At 68.2% G+C, this 20,709-nt stretch carries 23 protein-coding genes; 5 read left to right on the top strand and 18 right to left on the bottom strand.

Going from position 1 to position 20,709, the window contains the following annotated elements; genetic code table 11:
* Positions 1–83: 83 nt before the first annotated feature.
* Both ABIC28_RS19215 and ABIC28_RS19210 read right to left on the bottom strand, forming a co-directional pair.
* Entirely contained in the window at positions 84–1,541 is a 1,458-nt protein-coding gene (locus tag ABIC28_RS19215) for an alpha,alpha-trehalose-phosphate synthase (UDP-forming) (protein ID WP_257017479.1), read from the bottom strand.
* A 49-nt stretch (positions 1,542–1,590) separates the two neighbouring features.
* Positions 1,591–1,764 carry a hypothetical protein gene (locus tag ABIC28_RS19210; protein ID WP_169310548.1) on the bottom strand — a complete coding sequence of 58 codons (174 nt, stop codon included), beginning with the start codon at positions 1,762–1,764 and terminating at the stop codon, positions 1,591–1,593.
* A gap of 156 nt (positions 1,765–1,920) precedes the next feature.
* Between ABIC28_RS19210 and ABIC28_RS19205 the strand changes: the two genes are divergently transcribed.
* Both ABIC28_RS19205 and ABIC28_RS19200 read left to right on the top strand, forming a co-directional pair.
* The gene (locus ABIC28_RS19205) at positions 1,921–3,702 is read left to right on the top strand and encodes an ABC transporter ATP-binding protein (protein ID WP_354580344.1); all 1,782 of its coding nucleotides are present in this window, start codon (positions 1,921–1,923) and stop codon (positions 3,700–3,702) included.
* Positions 3,699–5,456: an ABC transporter ATP-binding protein gene (locus tag ABIC28_RS19200; protein ID WP_354580342.1), complete on the top strand. Its 1,758-nt coding sequence runs from the start codon at positions 3,699–3,701 to the stop codon at positions 5,454–5,456. The genes ABIC28_RS19205 and ABIC28_RS19200 overlap by 4 nt, the downstream gene beginning before the upstream one ends.
* A gap of 410 nt (positions 5,457–5,866) precedes the next feature.
* On the opposite strand, the gene ABIC28_RS19195 is transcribed toward ABIC28_RS19200, so the two are convergent.
* From ABIC28_RS19195 to ABIC28_RS19145, 11 genes are all read right to left on the bottom strand, one after another.
* A complete protein-coding gene (locus ABIC28_RS19195; protein ID WP_354580340.1) occupies positions 5,867–6,976 on the bottom strand; it encodes a baeRF11 domain-containing protein in 1,110 nt (369 codons plus the stop codon).
* Positions 6,977–7,245: 269 nt separating this feature from the next.
* Complete coding sequence (locus ABIC28_RS19190; protein WP_097211853.1) at positions 7,246–7,548, bottom strand: gas vesicle protein K; 303 nt, start codon at positions 7,546–7,548, stop codon at positions 7,246–7,248.
* Entirely contained in the window at positions 7,541–7,762 is a 222-nt protein-coding gene (locus ABIC28_RS19185; RefSeq protein ID WP_097211854.1) for a gas vesicle protein, read from the bottom strand. The genes ABIC28_RS19190 and ABIC28_RS19185 overlap by 8 nt, the downstream gene beginning before the upstream one ends.
* Positions 7,759–8,547 carry a GvpL/GvpF family gas vesicle protein gene (locus tag ABIC28_RS19180; RefSeq protein ID WP_354580337.1) on the bottom strand — a complete coding sequence of 263 codons (789 nt, stop codon included), beginning with the start codon at positions 8,545–8,547 and terminating at the stop codon, positions 7,759–7,761. The genes ABIC28_RS19185 and ABIC28_RS19180 overlap by 4 nt, the downstream gene beginning before the upstream one ends.
* Positions 8,537–8,935: a gas vesicle protein gene (locus tag ABIC28_RS19175; RefSeq protein WP_373560252.1), complete on the bottom strand. Its 399-nt coding sequence runs from the start codon at positions 8,933–8,935 to the stop codon at positions 8,537–8,539. Before ABIC28_RS19175 ends, ABIC28_RS19180 begins: the two co-directional genes overlap by 11 nt.
* On the bottom strand, positions 8,932–9,261 hold the full coding sequence (locus ABIC28_RS19170) for a gas vesicle protein GvpO (protein WP_354580335.1): 330 nt from the start codon (positions 9,259–9,261) through the stop codon (positions 8,932–8,934). Before ABIC28_RS19170 ends, ABIC28_RS19175 begins: the two co-directional genes overlap by 4 nt.
* Positions 9,262–9,266: 5 nt before the next feature.
* Positions 9,267–9,542, bottom strand: coding sequence for a gas vesicle protein GvpG (locus ABIC28_RS19165; protein ID WP_097211857.1), 276 nt, complete (start codon positions 9,540–9,542; stop codon positions 9,267–9,269).
* A 2-nt stretch (positions 9,543–9,544) separates the two neighbouring features.
* Positions 9,545–10,336, bottom strand: a complete 792-nt coding sequence (locus tag ABIC28_RS19160) for a GvpL/GvpF family gas vesicle protein (RefSeq protein ID WP_354580333.1) — start codon at positions 10,334–10,336, stop codon at positions 9,545–9,547.
* A complete protein-coding gene (gene gvpJ / locus ABIC28_RS19155) occupies positions 10,336–10,743 on the bottom strand; it encodes a gas vesicle protein GvpJ (RefSeq protein ID WP_097211859.1) in 408 nt (135 codons plus the stop codon). Before gvpJ ends, ABIC28_RS19160 begins: the two co-directional genes overlap by 1 nt.
* On the bottom strand, positions 10,740–11,789 hold the full coding sequence (locus ABIC28_RS19150) for an SRPBCC family protein (RefSeq protein ID WP_097211992.1): 1,050 nt from the start codon (positions 11,787–11,789) through the stop codon (positions 10,740–10,742). The genes gvpJ and ABIC28_RS19150 overlap by 4 nt, the downstream gene beginning before the upstream one ends.
* Positions 11,790–11,794: 5 nt before the next feature.
* The gene (locus tag ABIC28_RS19145) at positions 11,795–12,484 is read right to left on the bottom strand and encodes a hypothetical protein (RefSeq protein ID WP_354580330.1); all 690 of its coding nucleotides are present in this window, start codon (positions 12,482–12,484) and stop codon (positions 11,795–11,797) included.
* 32 nt (positions 12,485–12,516) lie between these two features.
* On the opposite strand from ABIC28_RS19145, the gene ABIC28_RS19140 reads away from it, so the two are divergent.
* On the top strand, positions 12,517–13,107 hold the full coding sequence (locus tag ABIC28_RS19140) for a hypothetical protein (RefSeq protein WP_209927623.1): 591 nt from the start codon (positions 12,517–12,519) through the stop codon (positions 13,105–13,107).
* Between the two features lie 201 nt (positions 13,108–13,308).
* Entirely contained in the window at positions 13,309–13,650 is a 342-nt protein-coding gene (locus tag ABIC28_RS19135; protein WP_354580327.1) for a hypothetical protein, read from the top strand.
* 28 nt (positions 13,651–13,678) lie between these two features.
* Here the strand turns inward: ABIC28_RS19135 and ABIC28_RS19130 are convergent, their stop codons facing one another.
* The 5 genes from ABIC28_RS19130 to ABIC28_RS19110 all read right to left on the bottom strand — a co-directional run bounded on the left by ABIC28_RS19130 (position 13,679) and on the right by ABIC28_RS19110 (position 19,788).
* Positions 13,679–14,152, bottom strand: a complete 474-nt coding sequence (locus ABIC28_RS19130) for a DUF4383 domain-containing protein (RefSeq protein WP_354580437.1) — start codon at positions 14,150–14,152, stop codon at positions 13,679–13,681.
* Positions 14,153–14,226: 74 nt separating this feature from the next.
* Positions 14,227–15,486, bottom strand: a complete 1,260-nt coding sequence (locus tag ABIC28_RS19125; RefSeq protein ID WP_245221768.1) for a YhgE/Pip domain-containing protein — start codon at positions 15,484–15,486, stop codon at positions 14,227–14,229.
* A 208-nt stretch (positions 15,487–15,694) separates the two neighbouring features.
* Positions 15,695–18,052, bottom strand: coding sequence for an MMPL family transporter (locus tag ABIC28_RS19120; RefSeq protein ID WP_354580323.1), 2,358 nt, complete (start codon positions 18,050–18,052; stop codon positions 15,695–15,697).
* Between the two features lie 33 nt (positions 18,053–18,085).
* On the bottom strand, positions 18,086–18,739 hold the full coding sequence (locus ABIC28_RS19115) for an acyl-CoA-like ligand-binding transcription factor (protein ID WP_354580321.1): 654 nt from the start codon (positions 18,737–18,739) through the stop codon (positions 18,086–18,088).
* Positions 18,740–18,852: 113 nt separating this feature from the next.
* Positions 18,853–19,788 (bottom strand): methionyl-tRNA formyltransferase, encoded by a 936-nt coding sequence (locus tag ABIC28_RS19110; protein WP_354580319.1) that lies wholly within the window; start codon positions 19,786–19,788, stop codon positions 18,853–18,855.
* A 119-nt stretch (positions 19,789–19,907) separates the two neighbouring features.
* On the opposite strand from ABIC28_RS19110, the gene ABIC28_RS19105 reads away from it, so the two are divergent.
* Entirely contained in the window at positions 19,908–20,708 is an 801-nt protein-coding gene (locus tag ABIC28_RS19105; RefSeq protein WP_097211868.1) for an alpha/beta fold hydrolase, read from the top strand.
* Position 20,709 lies beyond the last annotated feature (1 nt).

The following is a 20,709-nucleotide window of genomic DNA, read 5'->3' as shown; positions in this document are numbered from 1 at the left end:
TGACCCACTCCAGCCGACCTTTACCAGGTATAACGGACCACGCAGAAGGGCGCCTACCCCGGGGGAGGCGCCCTTCTGCGGTATCAGGCCTTGAGTTCGTCGCCGAGCAGCGCGCCGCCCGCGACCGAATCCCGCGCCAGCGCGTTGAGGAACGACTTGGCCCAGCGGTCCACGTCGTGCGCGAGCACCTGACGACGCATCGCGCGCATCCGGCGGCGGCCCGCCTCGCGGTCCTGGGTGAGCGCCGCGACCATCTCGTCCTTGACGCCGTCCAGGTCGTGCGGGTTGGCCTGGTACGCCTGACGCAATTCGGCTGCGGCGCCGGTGAACTCGCTCAGCAGCAGGGCGCCGCCGAGGTCGCTGCGGCAGGCCACGTACTCCTTGGCCACGAGGTTCATGCCGTCCCGGAGTGGGGTCACCAGCATGACGTCGGCGGCTACGAAGAAGGCGATCAGCTCCTCGCGGGGGATCGGCCGGTGCAGGTAGTGGACGACCGGCCTGCCGACCTGACCGAACTCGCCGTTGATCCGGCCGACCTGCTGTTCGATGTCGCCGCGCATCTGGATGTAGCTCTCGACCCGTTCCCGGCTGGGCGTCGCCAGCTGGACCATGATGTTCTGGGCCGGGTCCATCCGGCCCTCCTCGAGCAGCTCACGAATGGCGTTGAGGCGGACGTCGATTCCCTTGGTGTAGTCCAGCCGGTCAACGCCGAGCATGACCTTGTCCGGGTTGCCGAGTTCCTTGCGGATCTGCTTGGCGCGGTCCCTTATCGACTTCTTGCGGGAGAGCTCGTCGAGCTGACCCGAGTCGATGGAGATCGGGAACGCGCCGACCCGCACGTTGCGGAAGCCCACCTGGACGACGCCGAGCTTGGAGCGGACCCCGACATTGCCCCGCGACGTCGGCTGGCCCGCCAGTCGCCTCGCCAGGTACAGGAAGTTCTGTGCGCCGCCGGGCAGGTGGAAGCCGATCAGGTCGGCGCCCAGCAGGCCCTCGACGATCTCCCGACGCCACGGCATCTGCATGAACAGCTCGACCGGCGGGAACGGGATGTGCAGGAAGAACCCGATGGTCAGGTCCGGGCGCAGCATCCGCAGCATCTTCGGCACCAGCTGGAGCTGGTAGTCCTGGATCCACACCGTCGCGCCGTGCGCGGCGGCCGCCGAGGTGGCCTCGGCGAACCGGCGGTTGACCTCGACGTACGCGTTCCACCAGGAACGGTCGTAGACCGGCTTGACGATCACGTCGTGGTACAGCGGCCACAGAGTGGCGTTGGAGAAGCCCTCGTAGTAGTCGGCGACCTCCTGTGCGCTCAGGCGCACGGGGTACAGCTCGATGCCGTCCTCGACGATGGGGCCCAGATCGGTGTCCGGCACGCCCGGCCAGCCGACCCAGGCGCCCTTCTTGCCGCGCAGGATCGGTTCGAGCGCGGTGACGAGGCCACCCGGACTGCGCTTCCACCTGGTGCTGCCGTCGGGCAGGGTCTCGAGATCGACGGGCAACCGGTTGGCAACGACAACAAATTCCGAGGCGGAGCCCACAATCTTCCTTTGTTCGGATGCCGCCGCGACCGCGGCCGGCGCCGGCTGACTAGTCGATCTTGGCCGAGGGGCCGATGCCGAGCATAGACAGCAACATCCGGCATTCGTCGGCATCTGTCGCATATGCCGCGACAACTCGCTGTGCCTGGCGGGCGGTCTCGTCCGCTACCGGCTCGAGCTCCTCGTCGGCGATGTCGTTCTCGGTGGTCGTCTTCGCGGCCATGTCGATTGTTCCTCTCGGGCGGAGTACGCCTGCTGCGGCAGGTTCGTACGTGTCCGCGACTCTATGAGAACCGGGCGGTCCGGCGCTACTTCCAACGTCAGTTAGGGTGTACTAACTTCAACGGCATCTGGTCGCCGCACACTATCGGGAGGCTTGATGGGGCGCACATCTGCGCGCGGCGGCGGTGCCGCCAATGGGCGCGGCGGCGGTGCCGCCAATGGGCGCGGCGGCGGTGCCGGGATTCTCCGGCGGACCATCGCCAGGAACCGGGGACGTCTGACGATCGGTACGGCGCTGCTCGCGGTGCACCAGATCGCCGAGACGATGGTGCCGGTCGCCATCGGCATCATCGTCGGCCGCGCGATCTCCACCGGTGACACCGACGCGCTCGTCATCTCCGTGCTCGGGCTGGCGGCGCTGTTCCTGGTGCTCACGGCGGCCTGGCGGATGGGCGCCCGATTCATCGTGTTCGCGATGCAGAACGAGGCGCACCTGCTCCGGGTGGAGGTGGCGGGCCGGATCCTGCACCCCAGGGGTGTGCGGACGGACCTGCGCTCGGGTGAACTGCTCACCGTCTCGACCTCCGACGCGGATCGGGAGGCCTGGATCCTCGACGTGATCCCGCGCATCGTCGCGGCGCTCGTCGCCGCGGTGGCCTCCGCGGTGACCCTGCTCGTGATCGACGTCCCGCTCGGCCTCGCCGTCCTGATCGGCACGCCGGTGATCCTGGGCCTGATGCAGCTCGCGGCGCCGCTGATCACCCGCCGCGCCACCGCCGCGCAGGCGGCGACCGCCCGGGCGTCGGGGTCGGCCACCGACCTGGTGAGCGGGCTGCGTCCGCTGCGCGGGCTCGGCGCGGAGCGGGCCGCGGCGGCGCGCTACCGCGGTGCCAGCGGCGAGGCGCTGCGTTCGACGCTGCACGCGGCCAAGGCCACCGGGATCTTCGTGGGCACCTCGGTGACGGTCAGCGCGCTGCTGGCCGTTGGCGTCGCGGGCGTGGCCGGCTGGTTCGCGCTGCAGGGCCGGATCACGATCGGCGAGCTGATCACCGTGGTCGGGCTGTCCCAGTTCATCATCGAACCGCTCGGCACCCTCGCGCGGATGCCGGGCTTCCTCGCCACCGCAAGGGCCTCCGCCGACCGGCTCGCGCTGGTGCTCGATGCGGACCCGATGGTCCCGGCCGGGTCGCAATCGTTGCCGCCGCGGGTGACGCTGGAGCTGGCCGATGTCAGCTACCGGTCGCTGCGCGGACTCGACCTCCGCGCGCACCCCGGCGAGTTGGTGGGGGTGCTGGCGCATCGCCCGCAGGATGCGGAGGCGCTGGCACACCTGCTGTCCGGGCACGTCGCGCCCGACGATCACGGTGGCACCGTGACCGTCGGCGGGGTGCACTTGGCCGACATCGATCTGGCCCAGGCTCGCGGCGCCGTCCTCGTCGAGCCGCACAACACGGACCTGTTCGCGGGGACCGTCGGCTCCAACGTGGTGGCGGGCAGCCCGGACGCCGACCACACCGAGGTGCGCCGGGCGCTGACGGCCTCGGCGGCGGTGGACGTCGTCGACGCGCACCCCGACGGGCTGGACCTGCCGGTCACGGACCGGGGCGCGAGCCTGTCCGGCGGTCAGCGGCAGCGGGTGGCGCTGGCCAGGGCGCTGCTGTCGCAGGCACCGGTGCTGGTGCTGCACGATCCGACCACCGCCGTCGACGCGGTGACCGAACAGGCCATCGCGGAGGGCATTTCGCGGCTCAGGCATGGCGTGAACGGGCACGAGGCCCGGGAGTGGGTGCACACCACCGTGCTGATCACCAGCAGCCCCGCGCTGCTGGCGGTGGCGGACCGGGTGCTGGTGCTCGACGAGGGCCGCGTGGTCCGCGAGGGCACCCACACCGACCTCGCCACGGCCGACGAGAACTACCGAAAGGTGGTGCTGCGATGAGCGTCACCGCAGAGCACCGGCCCCTGCTCCCGATCGCGACGGCGGGGGAGAGCTGGGCCTGGCTGCGAGCCGAGTTTGCGCGCGTCCGCCGCCTGACCGGGCTCACGCTCGCCGTCGGGACGGTCGGTGCGGCCGTCTCCCTGGTGCCGATCTACGTGTTCGGGATCCTGGTCGACCGGGTGCAGTCCAAGGCGCCGACCGAGATCATCGTCGGGGTGGTCGCGGTCATCGCCGTCGCCGCACTGCTCGGCGGGCTGTTCGCCGGCTGGGGCTCGGTGCTGATCAGCCGTCTCGGCGAGGGCATGCTCGCGCGGCTTCGGGAGCGGACGGTCGAGCGGGCGCTGACCCTGCCGATCGCGACGGTCGAGCGGGTGGGCAAGGGGGACTTGCTCTCCCGCGTCGGCGACGACATCTCGGTGATCGGCAAGGCCGTCTCCGACGTGGTACCGAACCTGGTCTCCGCGGTGTTGCTGGTGGTGCTGAGCATGATCGCGATGCTCGGCATCGACTGGCGGCTCGGGCTGGCAGGCGCGGTGGCGCTGCCTATGTACGCGCTCGCGCTGCGCTGGTACCTGCCGCGGTCGGGCCCGATGTTCGCCGCCGAGCGGGTCGCGATGGGGGAGCGGTCCCAGGCGCTGATCAGCAGCATGCAGGGCGCGCGCACGGTCCGCGCGTACGGGCTCGAGGACGTGCACCTGGCGGAGATCGACCGGGCCTCCGGAAAGGCCAGGGACATCGCGACCGGGGTGTTCACTCTCTTCACCCGGTTCGCGGGCCGCGGCAACCGCGCCGAGTTCGTCGGGCTCTCGGTGATCCTGGTGGTCGGCTTCGCGCTGGTGAAGGGCGACCTGGTGACCGTCGGCGAGACCACCGCCGCCGCCCTTCTGTTCCACCGGCTGTTCAACCCGATCGGCATGCTGATGTACACCTTCGGCGAGATCCAGTCGGCCGGCGCCAGCCTGGCGCGACTGGTCGGTGTGGTGAACATTCCGGCGGAGAACGCGTCCCCGTCGGGGGCGGTGCCCGCGTCGGCGGAGCTGCGCCTGACCGGGGTCCGGCACAGCTACGACGGATCCCGGGAGGTGGTGCGCGGCATCGACCTGCGCATCGAGCCGGGGACGCGGGTGGCGCTGGTCGGCTCGACCGGTGCCGGGAAGACGACCGTCGCGGCGATTGCGTCGGGCTCGGTCACGCCCACCGCGGGCGAGGTGTCCATCGGCGGGGTCCCGCTGGCGGAGCTCGGCGACAGTCTTCGCGAGCAGGTGGTGATCGTGAGCCAGGAGGTGCACGTCTTCGCCGGCCCGCTGATCGAGGACCTGCGACTCGCCCGGCCGGACGCGACCGTGGAGCAGGCGCGCGCGGCGCTGGACACCGTCGGCGCGCTCGGTTGGGCGGATGTCCTCGAGGACGGGCTCGACACCGAGGTCGGCGAGGGCGGACACACCCTGACCGCGGCCCAGGCGCAGCAGCTGGCCCTGGCCCGCCTGGTGTTGGCCGATCCCGCCGTGGCGGTGCTCGACGAGGCCACCGCCGAGGCAGGCAGTGCGGGTGCGCGCGACCTCGAAGTGGCGGCGGAGGCGGCGACCAGGGGGCGCACCACGTTGGTGGTGGCCCACCGGCTCACGCAGGCGGCGACCGCGGATCGGGTGCTGGTGCTCGAGCACGGCGAGGTCATCGAGGAGGGGACTCACGACGAGCTGGTCTCGGCGGGCGGACGGTACGCGCAGCTGTGGGCGGCCTGGTCCGGTAGGTAGGACCGGGCTGCCCGCCGCCGCCCGTCGCGGCGGCGGTGAACCGTTCGCGGATCGGCCTCGTCGGTGAGGGGGTCTCGCGGACCCGGAATGATCAAGAAATTCGCCGATCGCGACTATAGCCTGGAATTGAATTCGGCCGGACACATTGTGGGAGCCGGACTCTCCCTCATCTGCGAACACCGCTCGGCCGTGCCACCAGTGAAATTAGGGGGCGTCCTTTCTGCAACTGGCGCTCTGCGACATCGTCATGTTCCCGATGATTCTCGGAATGGATTTCCCAGAGTTCGACGGTGTATTCCGCGCCGGATATCGGGTGCGCGCAATGATTGCCGAATTGCGGACGGACACCATGAAATTGGCGGGTATGTTCTGATTTCGCCGCGTCGCTGTGTGCACAGCGGCCGGACCTCTTACATCGCGTAGCGCAGGATGGCCGCCGCCGCCGCGGAGTCCGGGATATCGGCGCTGCGCACGGCGAGCACCCGTCCGCCCGAGAGCAGGACTCGGCGCGCGACCTCGTCGAGGACACCCGGTGCGTCGAGATCGGAATTCGCTGCCAGGGTGAGAGTTCCGTCATCCTCGGTAATGACGCCGTGGATGGTCGTGTCGATGTCGACCATCAGGGTGTCGATGATGCCGAAGGTCGCGGCCCTGGCAATGTCGGCGAGGTCGGTGGTTCCCCGGCCTTCGGCGCGTCGATCCTCGAAAAGGAGACGCAGATCAGCCAATTCGTTCTCGTAGTACCGGTCGAGGATCTCGCGTGCCCGGGTGGCGAGCTGCTCGTCCGAAAGCTGCTCCGGATTGCCCTCGATGGTCTCCGCGAGCAGGCCGTCGTAGCTGTTGACCGAGCGGAACAGGGCCCCGATCGGTTCGGCGGCGGCAAGAATGAGCGGCAGGTCGCGCCCCGACAAAATGTCGCGCAGCTCCTGATCCACCGCGCGCGCATACTGACGCACGCGGACCTTGCGGCCCTCGGTGCCTTGAATCCGACCCTTGGGTGCGCGACCACTCAACGATGCCTTGCGCGCATAATCTGCTGCACTGGAAGGAATTCCGGGAACCCGTACGTCCTCGGCCGGGCGATCCGGGGTGATTTCCACCAGTCGCGCCGACCCCTCGGCAAGGGCGAGCACGAATGCGGACTGCGGGAAGGTGACCGCCCGGAGCAGCGGCTTCACGAAGAACCGATCCCCGACGGTGACGCCGGCCTCGAGCCGATTCGGAATCCGGAAGGTACGCATCCGATCCGGCGTCGCGTGCACAACCAGCGTGCGCGCCTGAAACCGCCAGAACTCCTCATCTGCGATCAGATCCTCGAGCTCCTCCTCCAGTGCGACCCGCGCATCCCGATCATCGATACGCCCCAACACATCTCGCGTCTGATTGGAGAACGCGATCCGATTCTGCTCCGGCGTCGCAGTGTCGGCCTCGGTCGGCGTATAGATCGACACGGACCACGGCGCGGAAGCATCGACCAGCGCCTCGATCTCGGAGCGAGTAGGGATATCGGTGTGCAACATGTCGACCCTTTCGAATGCTCTTGTCGGTTGCCCCCAACGTAGGACGAATGCGTAACGTTCATGTCTCGCGCCGTACCGAAATCGTTGAATCCAGAATCCGACAGAATCAGAAACCCGCCGGTCAACAACCGAAAACAGCGCAATGGGTGACAATGGCCACCACAGCGACAATGCGGGCCCGAATATCGATAGAACACAACTGGACCACGGCACGTGTGAGATTCGAGATCTCGCATGGGGGCGGCCGGCGCCGGGGTCTGGGCGTTCCCTCATGGCGGGGGCAACAGTGTTCCCAACGGCCCCAGGTCTATGTTGAGATCTTCGGGATCCAGCCCGAAATGCTCTCGTAGTTCCTCCATTCGACGTTCGAGGAGCATCAAAGTGGTGCCGATCCGCTCGATCTGGTCATCGCTGAGATCGCCCTCGTCGACACGGCGCAACGCTTGGCGTTCCATGAGTTGTCGGAGCAGTTCGACGATCGTGAGCACGAGGGTGGCCAGCCCTCGTTCCACCGATTCGGGATCGGAGTCGATGCGTTGCGGCAAGCTGCGCGTCTCCCGTTGCTCAGCCATCTGTCGCCTGTTCGGATGGAGCGGACACCGCGTCGAGGGCGGGCAGGGCCCGCACGGAGGAGACGAGGGTGCGCAACGAGACCTGCACCAGATCGACATCCGCGATCGCGAGCGTGACGTCGCCGGCGATGACCACCCCACCGGCGAGTACCCGGTCGAGCAGGTCCACGAGTGCGACGCGGCGTTCCCGATTCTCGTCCGGCGGCATGGTCATGGCGACTCCCGTCCCGAATCGCGTTCGATTCCGGTGAACGAATACGGTGGCCACGGACCCGTCAATTCGAGCCGCAGCCGTTCGTGGTCGCGATCGAGTGACGCGACGGCATCCGCGAACTCGCGGGCACGGTCCCGGTCCACCAGGTAAGTGCCGTTGAGCGGCATCCACTCCCGGGTGCCGGCAAGCGCAGGCGCAGTGGGGGATTGGCGACGGCCCATCACGGCAAGCCGGAGCAGCGTGGTGTGGACGCTCTCGGCTTCGGCCGCGAGTGCGCGCTCGATGTCGTCGCGCGACGACAGCTCCGCCCGCCGCCGCGCCAGGTATCGGGCTCCTGCCCCGCCCGGCGCGTCCGTGCCGACGTCTGGGGCAGGCGGTGCGGTGGTGTCCGCGATCGCCCGCACTCCCCACTCCGCGCGGCCGGCGATCTGGCGCAGTGCGGCCTCGAAATCGCGACGGCTCTCGGCGAGGAGTGCTCGGACCTGCTCGTCGTCCGCGCACACCGTTGCCAACCGGAGGGGGACGGTGTCGGCGTTGCGGGCCACGGCACCGACCACCGCGTCGTGTGTGCGCGCTGTCGTCTCCAGCCAGTCGAGGTCCTCGAGGTTCCGCCGCAGCGCGGCCTCGCCGAAATCGTCGAGGCCGACGGTGCCCACGACCGCGGTCAGGCCCGCGGCCTCGATGGTGCGGACCCGTTCGGCCGCCACCCCCGCCGGGAGTTCGTCACCGTAGCGACCGCCGCCGACCACCGCGTAGACCCACACGCCCGTGCCGTCATCCGCCACGATCGTCCTCCGTCGTCTCCGGTGCGGTGTGCTGCTGCGCGGGCTGCTGCCGTCCGGATTCGACGGCGGGCATCGTCTCGCCTGCGTCGAGCGCGGCGAGCCGGTCCCGGAGCGCGCGATTCTCGAGTTCCAGATCCCGGGCGGATCCGCTGAGCCACGGATCGTGCTCCCACCAGTCGATCCCGACCGCCTTCGCGGTCTCGAGGGAGGCGATCACCAGCCGCAGCTTGATGGTGAGCAACTCGATGTCGAGGAGATTGATCTGGATGTCGCCCGCGATCACCAGGCCCTTGTCGAGCACCCGTTCGAGGATGTCGCCGAGGTTCGCCGGCTGATGCCCGGACCCGTACGGCTGCATACCGGCGGGCTCGCGCCCGGACATGGTCATTGCGAGTTCCGCCCGATATCGCTGCTGCCCCGCGGGTAGCGCCGCGTCCGGCTGTAGGAGAGCAGGTCGCCGTCCAGGCTGAGTTCCACCTCGTACAGCGCGAGAATGTCCGAGGATGTCGGGATGCGTCGGTCCTCGACGACCTCTACCTCGACCAGCCACCCCTCGTCCGTGGGAGCGACAGAGGTCGCTCCCACCGGATCGCGGGAGACGAGCTCGACGATCTGGCGCATGGCGATCCCCGCGGCCTCGGCAGCGGAAACCGGTGCGGGCGAGGGCGACTCGCGATCGTCGGTCTCGTTGTCCCCACGAGGACTCTTGGGCACGGCTGTCACTCCTCCTGGTCGGTCTCGGGGTTCGCCGGTGGTGTTTCAGTGACCACCGGTTGGTCTGTCATCCGGTTCACCACCTCCTGTTGGGCTGCCTCCTGTTCGTCAGGCGTCAGCTCGCCCGCATCCGCTGCGGCATCGATCGCCTCGAGTTCCCGTCGCGCTTCGGCAGGATCGTGGAGTTGTTGCTCGACCCGCTCCTGGATCAGTTCGCCGAGCCTGATCACCCCTCGGACGGGAGCGAAGGGCGCGCCTAGTACCGCCGAGATCAGGCCCATCGTCAGCCCTCCTGCTCCGGTTCCCGCTTCATCACGAAGTCGTATGCCGCCATGGGACCCAGCACCTCGATCTCGGCCCGGCCGTCCCATTCGTTGGTGATATCGGCCAGCGCCTTCTCCAGATCCTCCCGGGCGCCCACGTCGAGGAGCAGCGCCACGTGAACCGCATCCAGGTCGTGGCTGGCGGGACGCACATTCACCGCGTGTGCGAGCGATCCGATCGCGTCGAGCACGGTGCGGGTATCCGAGTCCCGCTTCGCGCCGATCGCCTGTTCGATGAACTCGCCGAGGGCGATCCGGGCGTCGCGGGTGGTCTCCTCGGGCTTGTCGCGGATCTCCTCTCGCAGCCTGTCCGCGTCGGGGCTCCCGGACAGCACCTCGCGCAGGATCACGGGCTCGTCATAGCGGCCCTTGATCACGTACTGCGCCCGGCCCTCCAATTCGTCGAGAGCGGACCGGAACTCGTCGTGATGCGGGGAGAGAAGTTCCTGGGTGACCGCGTCCACGTCCGTCATCACAGCACCGAATCGCAGCGGCAGGACGGGCGCGACGCGGGCCGATCCGTCGAGCAGTTCGGCGTGGGCCCGCAGGTCCTCGGGCGTGCCGAGCGGGTGACCGACCTGGATCTCGCTGACCAGGGCGGCGACCTCGTTGTAGCGGACGGCCGTCACCGAGCCGGGTGGATCGCCGACTCCCGCCGCGTCGGGTTCCGGCTCGACGTCGGCAGGCACGATGCCGTAGACGTAGGTCGCGGTCCCCGAGCGTTGATCGGTGGTGTCCTCTGCCGCCGACATCATCGCTCCCTTCGCTTCGACGTCTTCTCCGCATTTTCGTCGCGTCTGTCCTGGACCTCGCCGAGGAAGTCCGAGAGCTTCTCGCCTGCCGCCTCGATCGCACCTTTCGTCTTGTGTTTGGCGCCACCCTCGGCGACGTCGCCGACCAGGCCGGGCAAGCCGGTCGGCTCGTTCTCCGAGATCTCGAGCCGGTTCACCGCCTCGGCATAGCGCAGGTAGGTGTCGACGCTGGCGACGACCACGCGGGCATCAACCGTCAATAGTTCGATGCCGACGATCGAGACCCGCACGAACGCGTCGAGAACCAGACCCTTGTCGAGGATGGTGTCGATGACATCGGCCAGTCCGGACGCACTCGGTCGTCCGAGCTCGCCCCCGCCGTTCGCACCTTGTGTCGCAATGGTCATGACGCGGACCCCCGCTTCTCGCCTTTCGCGCGCGCGGATCCCGTACGCCGTCGCGGCTGCCGTTTCGGGGGTTTCCGGTCTTCGTCCTCCGCGGGTTCGCTCTCTGGTTCTTCGGGTTCGCTCTCCGGTTCCTCGACCTCTCCGTCGTGGATCTCGCCGCGCCAGCCCTCCACGTCGTCGGGATGAAGGGCACTCTGCGTCATCAGGTGTCGCTGGAAGTGCTTGAGCTCGAGACGAGCCCGACGGCCCTGCGCCCGCCAGAGGTTCCCGGTCTTCTCGAAGAATCCCTGAGGGTGGTACTCGAGAACCATGATGATCCGGGTGAGGGACGGCGCTAGCTCATGGAAGGTCACCGCCCCGTCGATGTAGCCCTTGTTGCCCTTGGATCGCCAGATGATGTGCTCCTCGGGAACCTGTTCCAGGATCGTCGACTCCCACGTTCGGCGTGACCAGAAGACTTTCGCCGTGAACGAGAGCTTCTCGTCCGACTTCTGTTCGACCTGTTCGACCTTCTTCATGAACTTGGGGAACTCGCCGAACTGGGTCCACTGGTCGTATGCGAGTTGGACGGGCACACCGACATCGATCTGTTCGACGATGTTGGTGAGTTTGATCTTCTTGCCGCCCTTGTCTTTTCCTTTGCCGCCGGTGAAGGACTCCTTGATGTCCTCGAACTTCTTCCCGGCGAGGTCCTTGACGTTCGTCAACCCGGCGCTCATCGCCGCCGACAGCGGCGACTTGCCTTCGGCCAGCTTCTTCGACCCCGTGAGCGCGGCGAGCAGGCCGCCTCCCGAGCCCTCCGCGTAGTCCGTCAGCCGCTCGGCCGTCCCACTCACCTTGTCGGAGACAGCCGCCACGGCGCGCTCGGTCAGCGTTCCGGCCAGATGTTGCACCGACTGCTGCAGCGGCTGCAGATCGCGGGGGGTTTCCGTGACGGCCTTGCCTGCGGAGCCCACCGTGTCCGTGGCCGTTTTGCCGACCCTGCCCACGGTCTTCTTGGCGACCTTTCCTGTCTTGCCGGTCGCGCGTTCGATCGATCGTGTCACCGGACTCACCTTCCTGTGCGCCGCACGGGCGCGCGGTCCGATGTGGCGCCCTCGGATCGTTTGGTGCGCCGCGAGGGGCTCGACGAATTCTTGCCCCCAGCGCGGGAACTCCGGGCGCGTGGGCGACCTGAGGTGGAGACCTCGTCCGCCGGGCGCCGACGGCGAGAACTCGTCGGTGCGCGGTCGACTCGTCCGTCGTCGTCTTCCGATTCATCCTCGACTTCGGCTTCGTCCTCCGGTTCCTCGTCCTCCTCCGGTTCCTCGTCGTATTCGTCGTATTCATCCTCGAAGTCCTCGTCGGATTCGGGTTCCTCGTCCTGCTTCGATTCGGCCCTTCGAGTCCGTGCCTTTCGGCGTGGTTCCTCGCGATCCTCGTCGCTTTCGGGTTCCTCGTCGGGTGCGGGCAGTTGCAGGCGGTCGTTCAGCGCCTCGATTCGATTGGCCGCGGCCGTCACCGCCGCCGCACGGGCCGCGCCGATGAGGTCACCGCGTACCGACTCGGTGATCTTGCCGAGTTCGGTGGACGACCCGAGCGCTCCTGCGGCCTGTTGCATCAGCTCCCGTGGGGTTCCGGGCAACCGCCCGGTCATACCGCCTCCCGCCAGCAGCAGCGCCAGCTTCAGCTTGCGGGTGCGACCGAGGACGTAGCCCGCGCCCACCCCGAGTCCCAGGGCCATTTTCGTTCCGGACTTCATTGTCGATTCTCCTTCGCAGGTGGTGTCCCGCGATGTGGGTGCTCGGTTACCGGGCGGATCCATTTCGTTTTCGCGGACTGAAACTTGGCCTACCCAAGCTCGCACCGGTGGAAACGCATTCGGTCAACCTTTTCCACAAGGAGTTCCGGGTTGGATCGGATCCTGTGCGCGGGCTCGTGTGCTCGCATGTGTTTGAGCCGGAAAGGGCCGGGTACACCGCCGCCATGATGAAATCCACTGCCTTGACCATCGCCGCGGCGGGCCTGGTTGCCCTCGCCGCCGCCTGCGGCAACGACGATGACTCGCAGGACGCTCAGGACGGTACCGGCGCGGTCATGACAGGCACAGGTGCCGTCATGACAACGGCGGAGTCTGCGATCGACGAGACCAAGCTCGCAGCATTCGTCGCCGCGTTCCGTACCGGCTATGCGGAGTTGGCCCAGGACCGCAGTGATGAGGACATCGAGATGATCGCAACGCAATCGTGTGCTCATCTCGCAGCCGGTGCGGACAAGGAGACCGTGACCGTCGAGATCGAGACGCTGGCGGCGAACGACGGGACGAAGCCGAGCCAGGAACAGGCCGAGAACATCTACAACCTGGTCACGCCTGCGTGTCCGTGAAGGGCGTCGTTTTCGTCCGAGGTACTAGTTCTTGAAGGCGTCCTTGACCTTCTTCCCTGCCTGCCCATGGCCTTGCCGACGACTTTCTTGGTGGCATCATGGCGGCGAAACCACCGTCCGATCCGATTCCGGAGGCGCGCGCGGTTTGGTCACGCACCGGTCGGGTATGCGCCACACATGCGAAATCTATGGTTGGGATTGGTGATCGGGGCGCTCACAGGGGCGGCCGTGGGGGCTGCGGTGGACGGCGCGCGCCGTGCTGGTCAGGCCGTGGCGCGAGTCGGACACAAGGTCGAGCACTCGATCTCGGAACACAAGCCGAACGTGAATGCCGCCGGGATCGCGGACAAAGTGCATGCTGCTGCCATCGCCGACAAAGTGCGGGAGGTAGACCTGCCCGACCGTGCCCGGGCGGTTGCTGCCCGACTGGCAGAGTCGCCGGTGGCAGAGACGACCCGCCATGCCGGCCACGTGCTCGCGGACACGGCGCGACGGTCGGAGGAGCGCACGGAGAAATTGGCGCTGGAACATCCGCCCCGGTAGGGGGACGGTGACCCCACCGACTAGGCGGTCACTCGATCGGCGAGTGGGGGCGATGCGGATCGGTGGCTCTGGTGGTACCGATTCTGGGTGTCGCAAAGAAGATGGCGAGCATCGCGATGCCCAGCCCGAAATGCAGCCAGTCGTCGGCCGCGTTGGTGGGCAGAAAATCCGCTCCCGAAAGGTCATCGACGATCAGTCCGTAGATCCACAACACCAGGTAGGCGATCCCCCCGAGCACCAGGAAGAGTGTGGACGCGGCGATCGACCGTGATGCGGCAACACCGATCACGCCGAACACGAGATGGACGATGTTGTGCAGGATCGACACCTCGAACAAGCCGAACAGTTCGGCCTGCGAATCATGTGGCAGAGCGAGCGTGTCGTAGCCGGTTGTCACACCTGGCACGAAGCCGAGCACACCGATGACCACGAAGACCAAGCCGATCAGCACGGCCGCCATCTGAACCGGCGCGGTATCGCCTTCGCCTCGCAGGTGTCTCATGACCCCTTCTCCTCGCGCAGTCACCGAGATCGCAACTGTCGCTGCCACCGCGAATACCCATAGGCGCGGGTTTCTCACACCGGATCTGCGAGGCGAGCGACGTCAGCTTCCACCGCGGGCCGGGCGGCCCCGCGGTGGAAGCCCTTCCGGTCGTAGAGCAGGGTCACTGTGGCGCCGAGCGTCAGCCCGACCAGCAGCCCGATCAGCGTCATCATCACGGCGTGCGTGAGGTCGCCCGCGCCGCCGCTGGTGAAGTAGAGCAGGGCGCGGGCGCCGAGGAACACCTGGTGCATGGGCTCGAAGTTCGCCAGCCAGCCGTAGATCGGTGGGGTCGCCTCGATCGGGATGGTGCCGCCCGAGGACGGCAATCCGAGGACGACGAACAGGATGAGGTTGACCAGCAGTCCGACGGTGCCGAACACCGCGAGCACCGACAGCGCGGTGATGCCGACGGCGGCGATGGCGAAGGTGCCGTACATCCACAGCGCGAGCTGGTTGGGGATCGGCATGCCGAGGGCGCGGCCGACGGCCACGTACAGGCCCGAGACGAGCGGGGCCAGCACCACCATCACGGCCCACTTCGACAGCAGTGTCCGGAAACGCGAGATCTCGACCGCCGGGTTGTGCACATACCGGGGACCGAACTCGGTGGGCGCGAAACCCAGCATCCCGTCGGCCAGCGAGTTCACGATCATGCCCCCGGTGAACCCGGCGAGCACCAGCAGGAGCGCGTAGTAGAACGCGGACAGCCCGTTGCCGGTCCCGTCGGGCAGCGGATTGTGTGCGGTGGTGAGCACCTTGATCGGTTCGGCCAGGCTCAGCCGCGCGGCCCCGGAGAGCGCCGGGGCGTCCGCGATCGCGGCGAGCTGGGCGTTGACCTGCTCGGTCAGCTGCGCGCCGACCTTGTCGTTGACCGCGTCGAGGGCGGGCCAGGCGATGCCCGTGACCAGCCCGACTCCGAACGTCCCGGCGCGGGGATTGGTGTAGACGGTGATGATCGGCTTCTCGATGTCCCCGGGGATGACGCCCGCCTTGGCCAGGATCAGCAGGCGCTTGGTGAAATCGCTCGGGATGACGATCGCGCCGTAGATCTCGCCGGTGTCCAGCCGGGACTGGGCCTGCGCGATCCCGATCTGCTGCAGGTCGACCTTGTCCGCTGGGACGTTCGCCACCAGTCCCTCGGTGATCTGGTTGCCGAAGTTCTCCGGCTTGTCGCCCTCGGGGGTGGAGACCGTGTCGCCCTCGTCCTGGTTGACGATCGCGAGGGGGAAGTCGTGCAGGTTGCCCTTGGCGTCGAGGATCCCGCCGAGGTACAGCGCCGCGAGCAGGGACATCAGCAGGGACACCACGACGAGCGGCGCCAACCAGAATCGGGGCGTGCGCACGACGTGCGTCGGACGGTCGGTCGAACCTCGCCTCAGCGATGTCACAGTGCTAACCCCTCGTCCGCGGATATCCGTGTGCCGATTGTCGCAGCAACGTCGGAGGCCGGCAGCGCATCGCGCCGCCGGCCTCCTCGATTCGATCCGGATGTCGCCGCCGCTAGCGGGCGGCCACCGTCTCCTCACCCTCGAGCGCGTGAGCCGGCAGCTCGCGCTGCAGCTTCTCGCCCTCGATGTCGACGTTCGGCAGGATCCGGTCCAGCCACGCCGGGAGCCACCACGCCTTGTCGCCGAGCAGGGCCATCACCGCGGGGATGATCACCATGCGGACCACGAAGGCGTCGAAGAAGACCGCAGCCGCCAGGGCGAAGCCGATCGACTTGATGAACGAGTTCGGCTCCGCGATGAAGGCCGCGAACACCGACATCATGATCAGCGCGGCGGCGGTGACCACCCGCGACCCGTGGGTGAACCCGATCGTCATCGCGTCCTTGGCGGAGGCGCCGTGCACGTATTCCTCACGCATCCGGGTCACCAGGAACACCTGGTAGTCCATCGCCAGGCCGAAGACCACACCGATCAGGAAGATCGGCATGAAGCTGACCAGCGGCTGCGGGTTCCCGACCAGTCCGCCCCAGCCGTTCTGGAAGATCGCGACCGTGGCGCCGAAGGTGGCCGCGACGCTGAGCAGGAAGCCAAGGGTGGCGGTCAGCGGCACGAGCAGCGACCGGAACACCAGCGTCAGCAGGATGAACGCCAGCCCGACGACCACCAGCAGGTAGGGGATCAGGGCGTCCTGCAGTCGGTCGGAGATGTCGGTCTCGAGCGCGGTCTGACCGGTGACGCCGTAGTTGACGCCGATCTGCTCGTGCATCCCGGCCTCGCTGTCGCGGATGGACTGCATCAGGTCGACGGTCTTCGGGTCGGTCGGCCCGCTGGCCGGGGTGACCAGGATCTGAGCGGTGTCGCCCGCCTGATTGACGCCGATCACCTGTGCGTTGGCGACATCGGTCTGCTCGGAGATCGTCGCGGCGACGTCACCGAACGCCTGCATCGCCGGGACGGTGGCGTCGCGGGCATCGACGACCACCAGCAGCGGGCCGTTGCGGCCGGGGCCGAAGCCCTCGTCGATCAGGTCGTAGGCCTGACGGGCGCTGGTCGCGGGGTCGCCGGTGGCCTGACTGGGCAGCGCCAGCTTGAGGCCGGTGGCGGGCACCGCGAGCACGGCGAGCAGCAGCACGCCGCCGATCAGGGGGATCAACGGGACGCGCGCGACCCAGCGGGCGTAGCGCATGGCCGATCCCGGCTGCATCGACCCGGACTCGGGATCCTTGGCCTTGACGAACGGGATCCGGCCCGCGAACACCTTGCTGCCGAACAGCCCGAGCATCGCGGGCAGGAAGGTCAGCGCGATCAGCACCGCGATGAACACGGAGAAGCCGGCGGCCATGCCCATGTCGGTGAGGAACTTGATGCCGACCACTCGCAGCGCGACGAGCGCGATGATCACCGTCAGCCCCGCGAAGACCACGGCCGATCCGGCGGTGCCCACGGCGCGTCCGGCCGCTTCCTCGCGGTTGTCGGTGACGGTCAGTTCGTGCCGGAAGCGCGAGACGATGAACAGCGAGTAGTCGATGGCGACGGCCAGGCCGATCATGATCGCCAGCGTCGGCGTCATCGATCCGAGCTCGGTGAATCCGGTCGCGATGGTGATGCCGAGGCTGCCGATGCCGACGCCGATGATCGCGGAGATCAGCGGCAGACCGGCGGCGACGAGCGAACCGAAGGTGATCATCAGGACGACCGCGGCCACGGCCATGCCGATCAGCTCGGTGGTTCCCCCTGGAGCCTCCTGGACCTGCGCGGCGCTGCCGCTGAGCTTGACGTTGAGCCCGGCGTCGCGGCCGACCTGGGCGGCGGCGTCAATCTCCGCGATCAGTTCGTCGGTGACGTCGGTGACCTCGCCGGTGAACGGCACGTCGACATAGCCGACGGTCGCGTCCGCGCTGAGCGAGGACAGCGCCTGCGCGTCGGCGAGCGCGCGGTCGAGCGGCTTGCCGGACTCCTGCGCCTGCTCGGTGACCATCTCGACCAGGCCGTCATGGGCGACAACGGGGTTGACCAGGGCCGCGCTGCGTTCTCCCGCGGCGGGCGGGGTGGCCGAGTCGGCCTTCGCGGCGGGTTCGACCTGCTCGATGCCGCGCACCTTGTTCAGCACGGCGTCCATCGCGGCCTCGTTCGCCGGGGCCGTCAGCGTCTGGCCGTTGGGCGCGGCGAAGACGAAGCGGGCGCTGAGCGAGTTGAAGGGGTCGCTGCCCGCGGCCTCAGGGAAGCGCTCGGCCATCAGGTCCTGCGCCTGCTGCGCGGGCGTCCCGGGGATCGAGAAGGAGTCGTTGGTCGGCCCGGAGAGGGTCGCGGCGCCGACGCCCATCAGGACGAGAAGGGTGAGCCAGATGGACAGGACCGTGCCCTTTCGTCGATAGGCGAACTTGCCGATCCGATAGAGATAGGTGGCCATGGAGGACCCTTCGTTCGAGGTGGTACGGGTCGGTCAGTGCTGCATGGGGGCTGGCGCGGAGCCTGCGAAGCCACCCGGCAGCGGTGTCGGCTGCGGGATGCCTGCGCGGAGTTGGCGGAAGGCCTCGGTGACGAGCTCGCCGGGGTTCGCGTAGTCGGAGGTGCCCTGCATCCAGAGGTCGATCGCCGCCTTACATGCGGCCCCCGCGGCCATCTGCAGCAGGTTCGGGTACAGGTCGCGCTCGATGTCGGTGCCGGTGCGTTCGGCGATCGCCTCGCCGAAGATGCGGTTGACGCGCCCCTGCAGTTCGAGCTGGCGGGCCAGCAGCGCGGGGCTGTCCTCGACGAGGGCCATCACGGCGAAGGTGTCGGTGAGGTCGCGCTCGGGATCCATCACGATGCCGACGACCACCGTCTCGAGCGAGTCCCAGATGGGTTCCTCGGCCGGGCGCTCGCGCAGTTGCTGCACCCACTGGGTCACTTCGGTCTCGAAGCGGAAGAGGATGGCCTCTTCCTTCGACGGGAAGTAGTTGTGAAAGGTGCGCGTGGAGACGCCCGCGTCTGACGCGATGGCGTCCGCCGTCACGCAGTCGATGCCGAGGGTCCTGGCCAGCCGGACCGCGGCGTCGCTCAGTGCCCGTCGGGTGGCGGCCTTCTTACGGTCGCGCAGGGGCAGTTCTTGGATCACCCCATCGACGGTACGGACTTTGCAGACCTCTGCAAGGTTGCAGAGGTCTGCAAAATTGGTGTGGTTGCCCACACTCGACGCCGCTCGGTGACGGGGGTCACCGAGCGGGGTCGTCAGCTCAGGTAGCCGCCGCCGTGCGGGAAGAACTCCTTGCCGGTCATCTCGGTGCCGTCGTCGAGGCGCACGCGCTCGATCGACAGGCCCCGGTTGCCGCCGCTCCACGCGTCGGGCCCGGCGACGATGACCATGCCGTCGCCCTCGTGGATGAAGACCCGGCCGGGGGTGCCGCCGTAGCAGCCCTTGGACACCGAGGACTCGATGACGCGGATGCGCTGGCTCTTGAAGTGGGTGAACGCATTCGGGTACGGGTCGGACTGCGCGCGGACGAGTCGCTCGATGACCTCGGCGGGCCAGGTCCAGTCGATCCGGCTGTCCTCCGCGGCGCGCTTGTGGAAGAAGGTGGCCTGCGACCGGTCCTGGGGCGTCCAGTCCGTGCGGCCGGACTCGATGAGGTCGAGGGCGTCCACGGTGATCGGGCCGATCATGTCGACGGTCCGGTGGAACAGGTCGGTGACCGTGTCCTTGGGGCCGACCGGGGTGCTGCGCTGCAGGATGATGTCGCCCGCGTCGAGCTCCTCGTCCATCAGGTGTGCGGTGAGGCCGACCTCGGGTTCGCCGTTGATCAGGGCCCAGATCAGCGGGGAGAACCCGGTGTACTTCGGCAGCAGCGAGTCGTGGATGTTGAGGGTGCCGTAGCGGGGGGCGTCGAAGACGTCCCTTGGCAGCCAGGTGCGCCAGTTGTTCGCCACGATGATGTCCGGGTCGGCCTGCTTCAGTGCGGCCTTGAAATCCTCGTCGGGCTTGTTCGCGATGTGCACCGGCACCCCGTGCTCGGCAGCGAGGTCGGCGACCGAATCGGCCCACATCCGCTCGTACGCGTGGTCGCTCTTGGGGTGGGTGATCGCAAGTACCACCTCATGTTTGGAATCCAGCAGCGCCTGCAGGGTACGGTGACCCCAGGTCTGGTATCCGAGCGTGGCGACTCTCAACGGGTTCCTCCTGGACGAGCGCGACAATTGCCGTCGAGTGATCGACGCGGGGCTAGCTTAGGCTATCCATAGCGCTGGAACCGGGCCGTGTCCCCGGTTCTCGCCAGAAAGGCTCGTCGATGCCCCTCGCCACGATCAATGGGATTCAGCTGAATTACCAGGTCAAAGGCTCAGGAGACCTGGTCGTCCTGATCATGGGGACCGGCAGCCCCGGTCGGGTGTGGGACCTGCATCAGGTCCCCGCGCTGCTGGCCGCGGGATATCGCGTGTGCACCTTCGACAACCGCGGCATCGCCCCGACCGACGAGTGCGCGGACGGCATCGCCATCGAGGACATGGTCGCGGACACCGCGGCGCTGATCGAGCACCTCGGGGGCCCGGCCCACGTGATCGGCACCTCGCTCGGCGCCCGCGTCGCGCAGGAGCTCGCGCTGGCGCGCCCCGAGCTTGTGCGCAAGGCGGTCTTCCTCGCCGCGCACGGCCGCCGGGTAGCGCTGCAGAAGGCGTTGTCCGAGGGTGAACGGGAACTCGACGCGCAGGGCATCACGCTGCCCGCGAGCTACCGGGCCGCGATCACCGCCGTGCTCAACCTCTCGCCCGCCTCGTTGGTGGACCAGATGGCGGCCCAGGACTGGCTGGACATCTTCGCCTTCTCCAAGGCCGAGACCAGCCGCGGCGTACGCGCCCAGCAGAACCTGGACGACTTCGGCGACCGCCTCGCGGCTTACCGCCGGATCACTCGGCCCTGCCTGGCGATCGGGTTCGCCGACGACCGGTTGGTGCCGCCGCACCTGGCCGCCGAGGTGGCCAAGGCCATTCCTGGGGCGAACTACGTGGAGCTGCCGGACTGCGGCCACTACGGCTACCTCGAGCGTCCCGACGCGGTGAACTCCGCGATCCTGGACTTCCTCACCGGCTAGT

The sequence above is a fragment of the Rhodococcus sp. PvR044 genome, assembly GCF_040548995.1.
GTDB classification, from domain to species: domain Bacteria; phylum Actinomycetota; class Actinomycetes; order Mycobacteriales; family Mycobacteriaceae; genus Rhodococcus_G; species Rhodococcus_G oryzae.
The sequence above is the reverse complement of the archived record's forward strand: the minus strand, read 5'-3'. Positions and strand labels throughout refer to the sequence as shown.

Excerpts from the sequence above, each read along its gene's own strand:
- ABIC28_RS19210 (WP_169310548.1), bottom strand. The coding sequence starts at position 1,764 with ATGGCCGCGAAGACGACCACCGAGAACGACATCGCCGACGAGGAGCTC.
- ABIC28_RS19205 (WP_354580344.1), top strand. The coding sequence starts at position 1,921 with ATGGGGCGCACATCTGCGCGCGGCGGCGGTGCCGCCAATGGGCGCGGC.
- ABIC28_RS19200 (WP_354580342.1), top strand. The coding sequence starts at position 3,699 with ATGAGCGTCACCGCAGAGCACCGGCCCCTGCTCCCGATCGCGACGGCG.
- ABIC28_RS19195 (WP_354580340.1), bottom strand. The coding sequence starts at position 6,976 with ATGTTGCACACCGATATCCCTACTCGCTCCGAGATCGAGGCGCTGGTC.
- ABIC28_RS19190 (WP_097211853.1), bottom strand. The coding sequence starts at position 7,548 with ATGGCTGAGCAACGGGAGACGCGCAGCTTGCCGCAACGCATCGACTCC.
- ABIC28_RS19185 (WP_097211854.1), bottom strand. The coding sequence starts at position 7,762 with ATGACCATGCCGCCGGACGAGAATCGGGAACGCCGCGTCGCACTCGTG.
- ABIC28_RS19175 (WP_373560252.1), bottom strand. The coding sequence starts at position 8,935 with ATGACCATGTCCGGGCGCGAGCCCGCCGGTATGCAGCCGTACGGGTCC.
- ABIC28_RS19165 (WP_097211857.1), bottom strand. The coding sequence starts at position 9,542 with ATGGGCCTGATCTCGGCGGTACTAGGCGCGCCCTTCGCTCCCGTCCGA.
- ABIC28_RS19160 (WP_354580333.1), bottom strand. The coding sequence starts at position 10,336 with ATGTCGGCGGCAGAGGACACCACCGATCAACGCTCGGGGACCGCGACC.
- gvpJ (WP_097211859.1), bottom strand. The coding sequence starts at position 10,743 with ATGACCATTGCGACACAAGGTGCGAACGGCGGGGGCGAGCTCGGACGA.
- ABIC28_RS19145 (WP_354580330.1), bottom strand. The coding sequence starts at position 12,484 with ATGAAGTCCGGAACGAAAATGGCCCTGGGACTCGGGGTGGGCGCGGGC.
- ABIC28_RS19140 (WP_209927623.1), top strand. The coding sequence starts at position 12,517 with ATGTGGGTGCTCGGTTACCGGGCGGATCCATTTCGTTTTCGCGGACTG.
- ABIC28_RS19130 (WP_354580437.1), bottom strand. The coding sequence starts at position 14,152 with ATGAGACACCTGCGAGGCGAAGGCGATACCGCGCCGGTTCAGATGGCG.
- ABIC28_RS19125 (WP_245221768.1), bottom strand. The coding sequence starts at position 15,486 with ATGTCCCTGCTCGCGGCGCTGTACCTCGGCGGGATCCTCGACGCCAAG.
- ABIC28_RS19120 (WP_354580323.1), bottom strand. The coding sequence starts at position 18,052 with ATGGCCACCTATCTCTATCGGATCGGCAAGTTCGCCTATCGACGAAAG.
- ABIC28_RS19105 (WP_097211868.1), top strand. The coding sequence starts at position 19,908 with ATGCCCCTCGCCACGATCAATGGGATTCAGCTGAATTACCAGGTCAAA.